Consider the following 14,213-nt stretch of genomic DNA (forward strand, 5'->3'; position numbering starts at 1 on the left):
AAATCAATCTAGGAATGATGATGAAAAAACTGCCACTCGTATTAGCAATGACTGCTGCTCTGGCCTTAGGTGGCTGTGTATCTACCGGTGATGAGTCTGCTGCAGCTGAATTGAGCAACGAACAGATCGCTACGATGGACCGATTTGAGTACACCGAAATGGTTCGTGCCGAAATGGAAGCGGTAGGCTTTGAAGTTACCCCTGTGCACAGTGTTTTAGACCGTGGAACTGAATCAGTTAACGAAGTATTTAAGCACCAGTATGAGTTGATGAGTGAGTACCGCACCATCGCTGAAAATCATCGTGATGTTCAGTCATTTTTACATGCGAATAAAGACAAGGATGCTGCGGGCTTAGAAGCGGCGATTTTAGCTTTTGATGCACAGGCTAAGACTCAAGAGGAAAAGATCGCTCCTCGTTTAGCGGCTTATGAGGCTGCTAATGACAAAATCTTTGCTAAGAACGTTGAATTGGCAATTGAGATTGCTGAACAGGCTTATGTGTTATCGCAGCTGATGTCCGGTGGCTACAGCCAATTCTTGACCGCTGAGACAGCGACCTCCTTTACCAAAGTTGGCGCCATTAAAACTGAGTGGAGCAACATTCAAACCCGAGTTGACCTAGCTCAAAAAGCTAATGAGCTGATTGAACAAGACCAAGCGGTGGTTGAGATCGCGAAACAGATGCAAACCATTAAGCTTTAAGGAACGAGTTGATGATGCGGCACCTAGTAGTTACCAGTATTGCCTTAGCGTTGGCGGGATGTAATTCAACCCAGATCCAAACTGAGGAGGTTTCCGTTGTGAATCGAAGCTCGACTGCTTCGGTAAGTCGTGATGCAAGCGACTTTAGCGATGCCGATATTGAGGTGCCGCCTTATTTTGATACGCAGGGGTTGGAGCGATGTACCTTTGACCCTGAAAATGAAGTTGACGGTTGCCCGTTGAAGAAACCGATTATTCGCGTTTATTTTGAAGGCAATCGGGTGGAAGGCGACGGTAAAGGCGTTGAAGCACTGCAGTCACTCGATAACTTACAGCTTAGTAAGATGTTCGAAAACCAAGTTGCAGGACTTAGCCGCTTTCGGATCTTAACTCGCGATGATCAGGTTGTCGTTTCTGAGCAAGCTCAGCGTTTAGCTGAACAAGGGGCTGCTGAGGTTATTCAACAGGCAGCGGTAAATCGAGTCATTAAGACTGACTATATCTTTAAGATCGATACGGTTAAAACGGCCAATACGTTTTACGGCGAATATAATGGTCAAGCCACCTATGGTTTAGAACTCACTTCGGCAGTTATTGACCCTTTTACCAAAGAGAAAATGAGCGCGCCAAATCTGGGCAAGATCCGGGTTCATTCAAACGAAGTTCGCGATCCTAAAACCACTACATTTGCTGAAGTGAATGGCCGCTATTACACCGGTTTCGATTACACCAATAAGACTGTCGTGACGTCAGTATTGAATGACATGGCGTCTCGTGGTTTCGACCTGATGCTTACGCGCATGCTGTCAGAGATGCCGTCAACCGCACAAGTGTTGGGGATTAAAGGGGATCAGGTGTCCCTAGACCGTGGTCAAAATGCCGGTTTACTGCCCCATGAAACAATGATCATCTTCCAGTATGAAGCGGGTTTTGTCGATCCGATTGGAGTAGTTGACGTGGTGCCGTCGAAGCATAGTGCTAATGGCATGATCAAACGCTGGAAACGCAGCAAAACGGCTAAGAGTATTAAAAGCCAAGCTGAAGATGGCATTTTTCGGCCAGGCAACGACGCTAAAATCTTTGCGATTTCGGTGGGCACACCAAACAACTTCCTTAAGAGTCGAACCTGATGATGTGGAGATTAGCGCTCGTTCTTAGTATTTCGACTTCAGTTGACGCGCTTGAACTTGGTGGTACTGAAGTGATGCCGACCTTAACCGATCGAGCGTGCAGCTATGGTCGTGGTAGCCAAGCGGTTGAGGCAGCCAAGCAGCAATGGCAACAACAGATTAAGCAGCAACTAAGCCAGCAAAGCCTGAACGAACTTGGCCTGAAAAACCTTAAATTGGGATTGGAACAGCAACAGTTTCAGTTTGAACCTGCCCAAGTTAGCGGTAATGACACCTGTATTAAAGGCACACTAACGGCAATGCAGTCGCACGCTGATGACCAATGGGCGGTCGATTGGGACGACGACGTACCGGAGGTTCACAGCGTAACAGTGGTCGGTGAAGGCTGGCCTAAAGGCGAATTAACAGCACGACAAGCCGCTGAAAACGATGCACTTACTCGTGCGGTTCGACAGGTGGTTGGGGTACTGGTAAACAGCCAACAGTACAGCCAAGGAGGTGTGGTTGAGCAGCAGCGGTTTGCCGATGCAGCCGCCACTATGTTGATTACCCAATCTCAGGGTTTCGTTAAACAGTGGCAACAATTGGCGCAACGGCCACTGGATAATCAAGGCTTAGAGTTGACTGCACAGGTTCAAGTCACGGCGCTTAATATGTCTGAGCAGATTGACCGTATTGTGATGATGCTGGGTTCGCCTTCGGTTTACATCAATTGCGAGCAGCAATGGTTGAAGTCAGAACTTTCTGATCGTTTGCTAAATTGGGGTATGGCCAGTGTTCTCACGCCAGATGCTGCCGATCTTATTCTTGATGTCACATCTGCGATACATAACGTAAAGCCGGACACAGCCCAATTGCGATTAGATATCGGTTTAAGGGATTTGTGGGGACAGCAATTTGCTCAGTGGAGCAATGAACCAGAACTACTAACCCTACCAGTCGGAATGCCGAACCTTGAGCGTGAGCTACTTCAAGCGCACACCTCACTACCTAAAAATCAAACAACGATTAGGCAATCGTTGCTTGATGCGATGATGCATCAGGTACAGCTTGGTGGGCCTCAGCGACAGATACAGGTTCCTAGCGCGTTGCTTGCGCGTGCAGAGCTGCAACAACGACTACAGCAGGTACCCGGGGTCACCTTGGTTTCATTACAAACCGATGCCGATCAGCACCTAGTGCAACTGCGCTTTATGGGCAGCATTACCGACTTAATGAATTATCTGACGCTGAAATTGAAGCAAGAAACGGTTTCACTCCATGCGCAGGATGCGAATCACATTGTGGTACAGCGGCTCTAATGCCTAAAAAATTTTTATAAAGGAATGATAATGAAACAGTTATGTATTGCAGCTTTAGTAGCTGTCGCCGTGAGCGGTTGTAGCTCTACTAGCAACGAAAAAGCGGACATCCAAGAACAGTTTAATAAGACAGATAATGTACCAGAGTGGGTGTTTAGCCCAGCTGAAGAGAATGGTTTGGCTTCCGCTACCTGTGTACCGTGGTCTGGCAATATGCAGATCGATAAATCTCAAGCTGTGACTGCTGCCCGTGCTGATTTGGCGCAACAGATTGAATTACGTGTTTCTGTAATGGATAAAAATTACGCTCGAAAGAGCGATACAACGGCTGGGATTGAAACCGCTGGAACCTTTGAAAACGTAGTAAAAACGGTGACGGCGCAACGCCTAAATGGGGCAATGGCCAAGCATGTTAGCTTTGCTACCATCGACAGTGCCAAGCAATTATGTGCACTGGTAACGATGAACCCAACCAAAACCCAAGAGTTGTTCGATGCACTGTTAATTAGTGCAAAAGCAGATGTGGATCCACAAAGCAAAGCGGCCATGTTTGAAGAGTTTAAAGCACAAAAAGCGCAACAAGAATTGGAAGCGGAATTGCAGCGTTTGAATCTATAATTCAGCGTTAACCTGTTGCAAAAATTGGAAAGGCTCGCTGTCACTGACGGCGAGCTTTTTCATTTTTCCGGCATTGTAACGCTGCGAAAATACTTGGAAATAGGCGTCCAACACTTGGGCGTTGTAGGGTTCACCAGCAACCGCTAAGACCTGCGCTGCAACTTCGGCAGTGGCCAGCTGATGATCATGCGCCGCGCTGCGTAGCTTATAACGGCTCAGCTGTTCTGGATTGATTGATAGCACGGGTAAGTCATTAAGGTAGTTACTTTGGAACATCTTTCTGGCTTGTTTCCATGTGCCATCCAATAGGATCAATAGTGGCGTTTTCCCCGCCGCTATTTCAACCTGCTCGCACACCCGCTCTGGTTCACTGTACTGACCGGGAAAAACAATAAATGGCTGTAATGTCGGATCCTGTATCAGTGCTAAGAAGGCTGGATCTGGCTCAACTCGTTGCCAACAAAAGGCACTAGTACTAGGCAGGATCTCAGCAATAATACGGCCGGTATTGGTTGGCTTTAGTGGTTCCTTGGGGTGCATCAATAAGCAAAATCGAATCTTGGACTGTTGTGGGCGGGCCCACTGGCAGCAGCAGTGAGTTTTCGCTACTTGGCACCTTGGGCAGCGCTCGACTGTCGCGCCGCGGGCGTTAAAAGGGCGAGTTGATACGGCCAAACGTTGTTGGCGTAGTTCGAGAACGGCGTTATTTGGTTGCAACATAGCTATAAAAAAGGCGGGTTACCCCGCCTTAACTTATTGGGTCAGAAAGTGATTATTTTGCTGAGATAATGCTGTTGTAGACCGGTGCAGTCAGCAACGACAAAACCAAGCCTGACATCTGAGCAACCTTGGCGTGATCGGCATCTTCCCCTAACAATCCTAGCTCTTTAAGCTTATTAGTTAAGGTATTAAAGAGCTTCTTGTCGAAGAACTCTGGTGCACTGATCCCATGCAATTTAGACATATGCTCGGCCAATGCTTGGCTCTCTCGCTCTAGAGTTGAGCGTTCGATATCTGGCTCTTGCTGAAGGCGAGATAGCACCATGGCGTAACGCTGCAGGGTTTCCTGCGCTTGGTTAGCAAGGTTCAGTAACTCAGCCCGATGCTTGCCGTTCGGTGCTACGTTGTCATTGCGCTGTTGCAGCAACCCTTGATGGGACATCTCGTTGATGATGCCGTCGAGATAGTTATCTAAGTCATTATCGGCTAAGCCAATAAACAACTCAGCTTGCAACAATGGATAGATGCTATGAATGTTATTGACCAATTGTTGACGTGGTTGCTCACCTTGGCGTAACAGCAAGCTCGCAATCAAGGCTGGTAACGCCAGTAGGTGCAGCGAGTTGTTGCGATAGTACGTCATGGTTACTGCAGTGCCGTCGAAAATACGGATGATCTCACTCATGCTATCCGACTCAACCTCAAACTTGTCGAGATCGAGCACTTGCTGCAGTACCGCTTTGCCATCGCCTTCAGGCACGGTGGCACGACTGGTATAAGGTACCGCGCGAAGCAGATCGAGGTAGATATCGAGCTGGCGTTCGAGCGCGGTGCGGTTCATCGCGTGTTGTTCGGTGGCAAGTAAGATTGATGCGGTTAGCGTCATGGCGCTGGCAGCTGCGGCATCGTTAATGTTGCACATCAAACGATTCGCTAATTGGTTCACCATCGGTGTCATCCACTTTTGACGGAAGTTGCCGTCGGCAACCTGCTCTCGCCAATCTGGCTGACTGTGGTTGATAAATTGGTGTACCGATATCGGCTCGCCGAAGTTGACGTAGCTTTGGCCATAGTTACGTAGTTTACGGATCGCCGAGAATACCTGCCAGGCACTCTCTTTTTCCTTCTTCTTGCCCTTCAACTCTTTGTGGTACGAGTTTACTTCCATCACGTGATCGTAACCAAGATAGACTGGAACCAGCGATACCGGCCGTTCCAAGCCGCGCATTACGCTGTTTACCGTCATCGCAATCATGCCGGTTTTAGCTGGCAACAACCGACCGGTACGCGAACGACCACCTTCGCAAAAGTATTCAACGGAATAACCACGTTTAAACAACTGGTCGAGGTACTCGCGGAAAATGGTGGAGTAAAGTTTGTTGCCCTTAAACGAGCGACGGATAAAGAAAGCACCACCACGACGGAAAATCGGTCCTGCCGGCCAGAAATTCAGGTTAACTCCAGCGGCAATGTGTGGCGCCACCATACCCTGCTTGTAGATCACGTAGCTAAGCAGTAGATAATCCATATGGGAACGGTGGCAAGGAACAAATACCAGTTCATGGCCGTCTTGGCTTAGTTGACGTACCTGCTCGGCACCGCGGACATTGATGCCGTTGTAGAGCTTGGTCCACAGCCAACCAAGCACTCGATCACCAACACGAAATAGCTTATCGGAGTAGTTTGCGGCGATCTCATCGAGGATCTTATGGGCGTTCTGGCGTGCCTTTTCGATCGAGATACCTTTGCTACGAGCTTCCTCTTCGATCGCATCTTTAAGTACCTCTGAATTAAGCAGGGTACGGAACAAAACGTTACGATCAGGCAGTTTGGGGCCGGTGGCAACGGTGCGCTGGCGGCCAAAATGAACTCGAGCTACGCGGGCAAGTTTGCTGGCGATATCGCTGTCGCTGCCTCGCTGTTCGGCCATGTAACGCAGTGAAACTGCGCGGGAAAAGCGGATGAAGTTATCGCGGCCAAGCATGGCAATAATGAGCGACTTGCGGAGCCAGGTTGGTCTGTCGTCTGCCAAAATAGTAGCGCTGACGCTTTGCTCCTTACCAGGATCACGTCCCCACAGTAAGCTCACCGGGATCACCTGCACATCAAGTTGCGGGTTGGTTTTGTGTAACCCCAGCAGGTGTTCAAACTTCGCTTGGAAGTCATTACGACGTTTCGACAGACCAGTTAGCATCTTCGCTGCGGACAGTGCAACCCAGCGCGGTACCTCTTCGCCATCGATCTCTAGGGGAGCAAAAGGGCTTGGCAGGTCAAGCTTGAGGCAGCACTCGTGCAGGGCTAAACGATCAGAGAAGGAGTCTTGTGGTAAGACGTAAACGATAGGTCGGCTAAGATCGATATCTAGCTCTTGGATCGGCTGTTCAGGGATCGGTTGGCTGGTTACCATCAACCGCTGAAGGCCGTTCACAGACTTTTGCCAATGGCTCAGGTTAGAACTACTCACTCGACTCTCTTCTCTACAGAATTAACAAATAGGCGGAAGAGTTTACACCCATTAGCCAAAAGAGGCAGCAGTCAGCATCCAAACAGTCACTTGTTGGACCTATCCAGCGGATGAAAAGCCACTGATTATCGGCCAAGAGCCTTCTTAAAGTGGTTAAAACGAAGAGAAAATCGACTTTGCTGTTGAAATCATCAGCAGCCTGTATATGATTACAGTATATTCACTGTATGAATAAACAGGTATTTAAATGAAGCCGTTAACTCCGCGCCAGTCTGAAGTGTTCGATTTAATCAGGCAGCACATGCAAGATACTGGAATGCCACCTACTCGCGCTGAGATTGCCCGTCAATTAGGGTTCCGTAGTGCCAATGCCGCTGAAGAGCATTTAAAAGCACTTGCTCGCAAAGAGTATATCCAGATTGTTCCGGGTACCTCACGTGGGATCCGCATTCTTTTTGATGAGCCTGACCCAGAGCAACTAGGGCTGCCACTGATTGGCCGAGTTGCCGCTGGTGAACCAATTCTCGCGGCTGAACACATTGAATCTCACTATCAAATGGATGCATCGCTGTTTCGTCCGGAGGCTAATTACTTGCTTCGAGTTCGCGGCGATTCAATGAAAGAGATTGGCATCCTTGATGGCGATCTACTGGCGGTTCATCAAACCCAAACCGCCCGCAATGGTCAGGTAGTAGTGGCTCGCGTCGGTGAAGATGAAGTAACAGTGAAGCGCTTCCAAAAACAGGGCAACGTCGTATACCTGCACGCAGAAAATAGCGAATACGATCCTATCGTAGTTGATTTAACTGAAACGCCATTAGCCATCGAAGGGCTAGCCGTCGGCGTTGTGCGCAACGGAGATTGGCAATAATGAAATCATCAGCAAACCTACAACATCGTCATCCAGGGATTTGGCAAACACAGGTGCGTCAGCGCCCAAGTGTCACTCAGCACTGTTGTCAGCGTGGTAATGGTTTGCTGGCGATTGCCCCTCAATTGAAACAACAAGCTCAACAAGCGGGTTGGATCTTACTTATCAACGCACCAGAGTGCGATTGGAAAGGCTTTGTGCGCCAATCTGGGATTGATAGTAATCGCCTGTTACGGATAAATTGTGACGACGATATTGGTGCCATGGTGGCGTTAGAGCAGGCGCTCACCACTGGCACCTGTGCTTCGGTTTTGGCTTGGGTTGAGCCATTAGATCCGCGAGATAGAAGGCGTTTGGATTTAGTACAAAAACGCGCTCATTGCCCAGCTTTTTTGTTCCATTCGGAAACTTACAGCGCAAACGCACTATTCACCCCAATTCACCAATGAAGCGTGCTCAAACCCTTGATCAACCTAAAATGAGGTTGTAGTTTTAATGGAGTAACTCAAAAAATAACTGGCAGCAGTACTGGCAGTATTTACGTGAGCCGTTAAAGCGTATGCCCATGCCCCTTTAGGGATCAGGGAGCTTACATAGAGCAGAGACTTACTGTGCGAGCTTTCTTCGAGACGTTGCTTTTGCAACGTTGACAGGAGAAGTGTTTGTGAAGTTGAAGCTGTTTGGCATGAGTGCCACCTTACTCTGTTGGCCAACCGTGGCCGTAGAAATGCCATGGAACCTTACCCCCGGCGTTACCGATATCAGTGAGCAGGTCTACAGCCTGCACATGACAATCTTCTATATCTGCTGTGTTATCGCCCTGATAGTGTTCGGAATAATGCTTTATTCCTTGATCTATCACCGCAAGTCTAAAGGCGCAAAGCCGGCCAATTTCCATGAAAGCACTAAAGTTGAGATCGCTTGGACTGTGGTGCCATTCCTCATCCTGATCGGCATGGCCGTGCCTGCAACCAGCACCTTGATTGCGATGGAAGATCCGTCGGAGTCAGCATTGACCATTCAGGTCACCGGATCGCAGTGGAAGTGGCACTACAAGTATTTTGGCCACGATATTGAGTTTTATAGCCTCCTCTCTACTCCAACTGATCAGATCCGCAATCAGCAAGAAAAGAGCGATAACTATTTGTTGGAAGTGGATAAGCCGCTGGTGTTGCCCACCAATCGCAAGGTGCGCTTTTTGATGACCTCCGATGATGTGATTCATAGTTGGTGGGTGCCAGCCTTCGCGGTGAAGAAAGACGCGAATCCAGGCTTTATTAATGAAGCTTGGACCAAGGTTAACGAACCAGGCACTTATCGCGGTCAATGTGCTGAATTGTGTGGGAAAGACCATGGCTTTATGCCTGTAGTGGTTGAGGTGCTTCCGGAGGAGGAGTTTGACCAATGGTTAGTGGCCCAGCAGCAAGCGGCAACCGATGCAGCAGCAGCGGAGCAAGCATCGCTTGAGCAGCAGATGACCATGGCAGAGGCGATGGCATTAGGTGAGTCGGTCTACATTGGTCGCTGTGCTGCTTGTCATCAGCCTAATGGCATGGGGCTTGCTGGTGTTTTCCCCGCGATTAATGGCAGCGCCATCGCCGCGGGAGATGTGACTGAACATATTGATGTGGTGGTTAATGGCCGGGGAGGAACCGCGATGCAGGCATTTGGGGCTCAGCTGAGCCTAAGGGAGCTTGCAGCCGTAGTGACTTATCAACGCAACGCTTGGGATAACAACACCGGTGAAGTGATTCAAACCACTGAAGTGGATGCCGTGATGCAGGGAGAGCAATAATGAATAGCATCGTTAATGACGCAAAAACAGAAGCTGCTGAACCACTTCTCGATAGCTCAGATCATGGTGAACATGATCACCACGAACAACCAGCAACTGGCATAAAGCGTTGGCTGTACACCACCAACCATAAAGAGATCGGTAGCCTCTATCTTTGGTTCAGCTTTATTATGTTTTTGGTCGGCGGAGCCATGGCAATGGTGATTCGCGCCGAGCTGTTCCAGCCTGGATTACAGTTAGTCGATCCTCACTTCTTCAATCAAATGACCACCGTCCACGGTTTGATTATGGTCTTCGGGGCGGTAATGCCAGCCTTTACTGGTTTGGCTAACTGGATGATTCCGCTAATGATTGGCGCTCCTGATATGGCGTTGCCACGGATGAACAACTGGAGTTTTTGGATCCTGCCGTTCGCCTTTGCAATGCTGCTTGGTAGCCTCTTTATGGAAGGCGGTGGCCCAGCGTTCGGTTGGACCTTTTACGCCCCTCTGTCCACTACCTACAGTGGAGACTCCACCGCACTGTTTGTGTTCTCGGTGCATATTATGGGGATCAGCTCGATCATGGGCGCGATCAACGTTGTGGTCACCATTATGAACTTGCGTGCTCCGGGTATGACTTGGATGAAGTTGCCATTGTTCGTTTGGACATGGTTGATCACGGCGTTTTTATTGATTGCTGTAATGCCGGTGTTAGCCGGTGCAGTAACGATGATTCTCACCGACAAGTTCTTTGGCACCAGTTTCTTTGATGCTGCCGGTGGTGGTGATCCGGTGATGTTTCAGCACATCTTTTGGTTCTTTGGTCATCCAGAGGTGTACATCATGATCCTGCCAGCCTTTGGCATCATCTCCGCCATTGTGCCGGCATTCAGTCGCAAGCGACTGTTTGGTTACGCTTCGATGGTGTACGCCACCGCGTCGATTGCGGGCCTGTCGTTTTTGGTGTGGGCACACCACATGTTTACTACGGGCATGCCGGTCGCCGCTGAGTTGTTCTTTATGTACTGCACTATGCTGATATCTGTGCCAACTGGGGTGAAGGTGTTTAACTGGGTGGCGACTATGTGGCGTGGCTCCATCAGTTTTGAGGCACCAATGCTGTTTGCGCTGGCGTTTATTGTCTTGTTTACCATTGGTGGTCTGTCTGGGTTGATGCTTGCTATCACCCCCGTCGATTTTCAGTATCACGACACCTATTTTGTCGTGGCACACTTTCACTATGTGCTGGTAACTGGTGCCATTTTCTCGATTATGGCCGGCGCCTATTATTGGTTACCTAAATGGACCGGGCACATGTATTCGGAGACGCTCGCTAAATGGCACTTCTGGTGCTCTCTCGTGTCAGTCAACGTCTTGTTTTTCCCAATGCATTTCTTAGGTCTAGCAGGGATGCCACGAAGGATCCCAGATTATGCGCTGCAGTTTGCGGATGTGAATCAAGTGGTCTCAATCGGCGGCTTTGCCTTTGGTTTATCGCAGCTGATCTTCCTTGCCTTGGTTATCAAGTGCGTACGAGGCGGAAAGAAAGCAGAAGCCAAGGTGTGGGATGGGGCAGAAGGGCTTGAGTGGACTGTACCATCACCAGCGCCGCTGCATACCTTCAGCACGCCACCGGTTGTGAAATAGCTTATGGCTGAGCACAAGCGTTTGCTCACGACCCTACTGCTAGTGGTGGTTGGTATGTTTGGCTTTGGTTTTGCTTTGGTGCCGTTGTATGACGTGTTTTGTGAAATTACCGGCATCAATGGCAAGACCAGTAATACCGCTGTAGCAGCGGCCACTGTTGTCGATAGCCAACGAACCGTTACGGTTGAATTTATTACCTACGTGCGCAAAGACATGCCATGGCAATTTGAGCCGGTGGTTGAACGAATTGAGGTTCACCCTGGTGAAACCACTCAGGTCGCCTTTACCGCGACCAACAACTCGGGGCGAGACACCATTGGCCAAGCCATACCCTCGGTTAGTCCGGGCCAAGGCGCGCTCTACTTTTCTAAAATCGAATGCTTTTGTTTCAATCATCAACCGCTGCCAGCCGGAGAAACAGCGGAGATGGGCTTGGTGTTCTTTGTTGATCCAGAGCTGCCCGAGTCCATACAAACCCTGACCCTATCTTACACGCTCTACAACATCACCGACTCGGTGACCGAGCGTGGCTAAGGAGAGTGCAACGATGAGTCAACAGTATCAACGCTATTACGTTCCTGCTCAAAGCCCATGGCCTATTGTCGGCGCGGTGGCGCTATTTATGATTGCCGTTGGTGCGGGTAACTACGTTATCAGCTTACCGGAAGGCGGTGGCTACGGTGGTTACCTGCTGCTTGCAGGAGTTGCCGTGCTTATCTACATGTTGGTTGGTTGGTTCCGTAATGTTATCGATGAGTCGATGTCTGGTATGTATTCCGGCCAGATGGACCGTTCCTTTAAGCAGGGCATGGCGTGGTTTATCTTCTCTGAGGTGATGTTTTTTGCCGCCTTTTTTGGTGCCCTGTTCTACACCAGAATGATTGCCATTCCGTGGTTAGGTGGCGCCTCCAACAACCTGATGACCAATGAGGTATTGTGGCCAACTTTTGAAGCCGTATGGCCGTTGTTAACGACCCCTGACGGCACCACCACCGAAGCAATGGGTTGGCAAGGGCTACCGTTATACAACACCATTATTTTGGTGATCTCGTCGGTAACGCTACACATTGCTCACACTGGACTCGAGCAGGAAAAACGCAAACAGCTTACCGCTTGGTTAGGCCTGACTATCTTGCTCGGCATTGGCTTCTTAACGTTGCAAGTGGAGGAGTATATCCATGCTTATCGTGAGATGGGCTTGATGCTGAACTCCGGGGTGTACGGCAATACGTTCTTTTTGCTCACCGGGTTCCACGGGCTGCACGTTACGTTAGGTACCGTTATGTTGATTGTGATGTTCTTCCGAGTGCTCAAGGGCCACTTTACTCCGCAGAATCACTTCGCGTTCCAAGCGTCTAGTTGGTATTGGCATTTTGTCGATGTGGTGTGGTTGTGTCTGTTTGTTTTTGTTTATGTGTTATAGCCACAGTTGCATTATCAATAAGGGCGAGGGTTCATCGGTAACCAGCCCATTGCCATGGAAAGGATAATGATGACCAGTACCAAGGCGGAAAACCCGACCCGACGTCCAAGATATTGAGTCATTGACTGTTTGTCGCGCACCATCGCCACACCGGCCAGCGCTAAGTTGACGAGGATGTACAACAAAATGAGCACTAACGCTGTTTTTATGATGGTGACCATGATGACTCCGTGCCGATGAAAAACGTGCTGTGGGTGATGGTTACTGTGGCGGTGCTGGCACTGTTGGTCAAGTTAGGCTGGTGGCAGTTACAGCGAGCGAGCGAGAAGCAGCAACTGCAGCTGCAATATCAACAGCGGGCGAATGAGACCATTCAATGGCCATTGCCACCACAGCAAGATTGGCGTGGTTACCGGTTGGAGACTGCGGGGAAATGGTTGTCTGAACGTAGTTTATTGCTCGATAACCAAGTGTTTCAAGGGCGGGTGGGTTATCGCTGGTTAGTACCATTGCAAATGAGCCCAACAGAGCCGTGGTTGCTGGTCGATTTAGGTTTTGTTGTAGCGCCAACACAGCGAGATGAGTTACCGACGTTGCCGCCACTGCCCAATGCGAGTGTCGTGGTTGGGCGGTTGTTACAGCCTCAGCCAAATCGCATGTCTGATCAATTGTGGCCAGAAGTAGGCGTTGCTACACGCGTGCAAGCGCTGAATTGGCAGCAACTTGAAGCCCATTTCCAACACTCCGTTGTTGCCGGTTTATTGTGGTTAGAGCAACCACAGCAGTTAGGCTTTGTCAGGCCGTGGCAGCCAATCAATATGGCTCCTGAGAAGCATCAAGCTTACGCGGCACAGTGGTTTGGCCTAGCGTTAGCGTGGTTGATTACGGTTGCGCTGTTATGGCGCAAAACCGCGAATGGTAAAGAGGGGATGGCAAACGCTTCGCTTATTGGGGAATAAGTCTCAACTTGTTGTAGAAACGACAAGACGTTTATAACAACAAATATCACCTGCTGTACCGGTGAAGTTACCAAGGAGAGCTGCATGTCGGCGACAACAACCGGTACATCAAAACGCACTTTATTGCTGCTGTTAACGTTATTTTCATTGCCAGTTTTATTAGCGGCATTGGTTCTCAACATGGGCTGGTACACCGGCGGTTCAACCAATAATGGCCAACTGCTGACCGATATAAGCTATCAACAACTGCAGCAAGATAATCCGCAGGCGCAAAAGTGGCAGATGATCACCTTTGTCCCCTCCCAGTGCGACGCCACATGTGAAGCACACCTGCAGGAGTTGGGGCGGGCCCATATTGCGCTTGGGCGTTATCAAGACCGAGTAATTCCCATTGCCTATAGTCTTGCGCCATTGTCGTTGCCCAAACCTTTCACTACGGTCACGACTGATGATGTTATCGAACAATCATTAGCCTCATACGCCGTCGTGGTGGTCGATCCGATGGGGCAGTGGGTTTTGGGTTACCAAGCAGATCAAACCCGCGAGATGTTGATAGATCTTCGCAAACTACTGAAATTATCGAGAATAGGGTGAGACTTA

Annotated in this window: 15 protein-coding genes; 12 read left to right on the forward strand and 3 right to left on the reverse strand. The window is 49.5% G+C overall.

The annotated features are described in order from the left end of the window. The first annotated feature begins 20 nt into the window (after positions 1–20). From HER31_RS16610 to HER31_RS16625, 4 genes are read left to right on the forward strand one after another with little or no spacing between them, the layout of a single operon-like run. Positions 21–704 carry a hypothetical protein gene (locus HER31_RS16610; RefSeq protein WP_168662291.1) on the forward strand — a complete coding sequence of 228 codons (684 nt, stop codon included), beginning with the start codon at positions 21–23 and terminating at the stop codon, positions 702–704. 11 nt (positions 705–715) lie between these two features. Beyond that, complete coding sequence (locus HER31_RS16615; RefSeq protein ID WP_168662293.1) at positions 716–1,834, forward strand: hypothetical protein; 1,119 nt, start codon at positions 716–718, stop codon at positions 1,832–1,834. Further along, positions 1,834–3,135, forward strand: a complete 1,302-nt coding sequence (locus tag HER31_RS16620; protein ID WP_168662295.1) for a hypothetical protein — start codon at positions 1,834–1,836, stop codon at positions 3,133–3,135. The genes HER31_RS16615 and HER31_RS16620 overlap by 1 nt, the downstream gene beginning before the upstream one ends. A 30-nt stretch (positions 3,136–3,165) precedes the next feature. After that, a complete protein-coding gene (locus HER31_RS16625) occupies positions 3,166–3,753 on the forward strand; it encodes a hypothetical protein (RefSeq protein WP_168662297.1) in 588 nt (195 codons plus the stop codon). On the opposite strand, the gene HER31_RS16630 is transcribed toward HER31_RS16625, so the two are convergent. Together HER31_RS16630 and plsB are read right to left on the reverse strand one after the other, a co-directional pair. Further along, entirely contained in the window at positions 3,748–4,473 is a 726-nt protein-coding gene (locus HER31_RS16630; protein ID WP_168662299.1) for a tRNA-uridine aminocarboxypropyltransferase, read from the reverse strand. The genes HER31_RS16625 and HER31_RS16630 overlap by 6 nt on opposite strands. 52 nt (positions 4,474–4,525) lie before the next feature. Further along, positions 4,526–6,937 carry a glycerol-3-phosphate 1-O-acyltransferase PlsB gene (gene plsB, locus HER31_RS16635; RefSeq protein ID WP_238786856.1) on the reverse strand — a complete coding sequence of 804 codons (2,412 nt, stop codon included), beginning with the start codon at positions 6,935–6,937 and terminating at the stop codon, positions 4,526–4,528. 247 nt (positions 6,938–7,184) lie between these two features. Here plsB and lexA point away from each other — a divergent pair, with 247 nt between their 5' ends. The 6 genes from lexA to HER31_RS16665 all read left to right on the forward strand — a co-directional run bounded on the left by lexA (position 7,185) and on the right by HER31_RS16665 (position 12,654). Next, a complete protein-coding gene (gene lexA / locus HER31_RS16640) occupies positions 7,185–7,808 on the forward strand; it encodes a transcriptional repressor LexA (RefSeq protein WP_168662300.1) in 624 nt (207 codons plus the stop codon). Beyond that, positions 7,808–8,257 (forward strand): SulA-like leucine-rich domain-containing protein, encoded by a 450-nt coding sequence (locus HER31_RS16645; RefSeq protein ID WP_168662302.1) that lies wholly within the window; start codon positions 7,808–7,810, stop codon positions 8,255–8,257. Before lexA ends, HER31_RS16645 begins: the two co-directional genes overlap by 1 nt. Before the next feature lie 215 nt (positions 8,258–8,472). Then, a complete protein-coding gene (gene coxB, locus HER31_RS16650; protein WP_420811004.1) occupies positions 8,473–9,603 on the forward strand; it encodes a cytochrome c oxidase subunit II in 1,131 nt (376 codons plus the stop codon). Continuing rightward, positions 9,603–11,231, forward strand: a complete 1,629-nt coding sequence (ctaD, locus tag HER31_RS16655) for a cytochrome c oxidase subunit I (RefSeq protein ID WP_168662304.1) — start codon at positions 9,603–9,605, stop codon at positions 11,229–11,231. Before coxB ends, ctaD begins: the two co-directional genes overlap by 1 nt. A gap of 3 nt (positions 11,232–11,234) precedes the next feature. Continuing rightward, positions 11,235–11,765 (forward strand): cytochrome c oxidase assembly protein, encoded by a 531-nt coding sequence (locus HER31_RS16660; RefSeq protein ID WP_168662306.1) that lies wholly within the window; start codon positions 11,235–11,237, stop codon positions 11,763–11,765. 13 nt (positions 11,766–11,778) lie between these two features. Beyond that, positions 11,779–12,654: a cytochrome c oxidase subunit 3 gene (locus tag HER31_RS16665; protein WP_168662308.1), complete on the forward strand. Its 876-nt coding sequence runs from the start codon at positions 11,779–11,781 to the stop codon at positions 12,652–12,654. 14 nt (positions 12,655–12,668) lie between these two features. On the opposite strand, the gene HER31_RS16670 is transcribed toward HER31_RS16665, so the two are convergent. After that, positions 12,669–12,875 (reverse strand): DUF2909 domain-containing protein, encoded by a 207-nt coding sequence (locus HER31_RS16670; protein ID WP_168662310.1) that lies wholly within the window; start codon positions 12,873–12,875, stop codon positions 12,669–12,671. A 15-nt stretch (positions 12,876–12,890) separates the two neighbouring features. On the opposite strand from HER31_RS16670, the gene HER31_RS16675 reads away from it, so the two are divergent. Continuing rightward, positions 12,891–13,613, forward strand: a complete 723-nt coding sequence (locus tag HER31_RS16675) for an SURF1 family protein (protein WP_168662312.1) — start codon at positions 12,891–12,893, stop codon at positions 13,611–13,613. Between the two features lie 84 nt (positions 13,614–13,697). Beyond that, positions 13,698–14,207, forward strand: coding sequence for a hypothetical protein (locus tag HER31_RS16680; protein ID WP_168662314.1), 510 nt, complete (start codon positions 13,698–13,700; stop codon positions 14,205–14,207). The last annotated feature ends 6 nt before the right edge of the window (positions 14,208–14,213 follow it).

Origin of the sequence: Ferrimonas lipolytica (genome assembly GCF_012295575.1) — a bacterium.
Lineage (GTDB): Bacteria > Pseudomonadota > Gammaproteobacteria > Enterobacterales > Shewanellaceae > Ferrimonas > Ferrimonas lipolytica.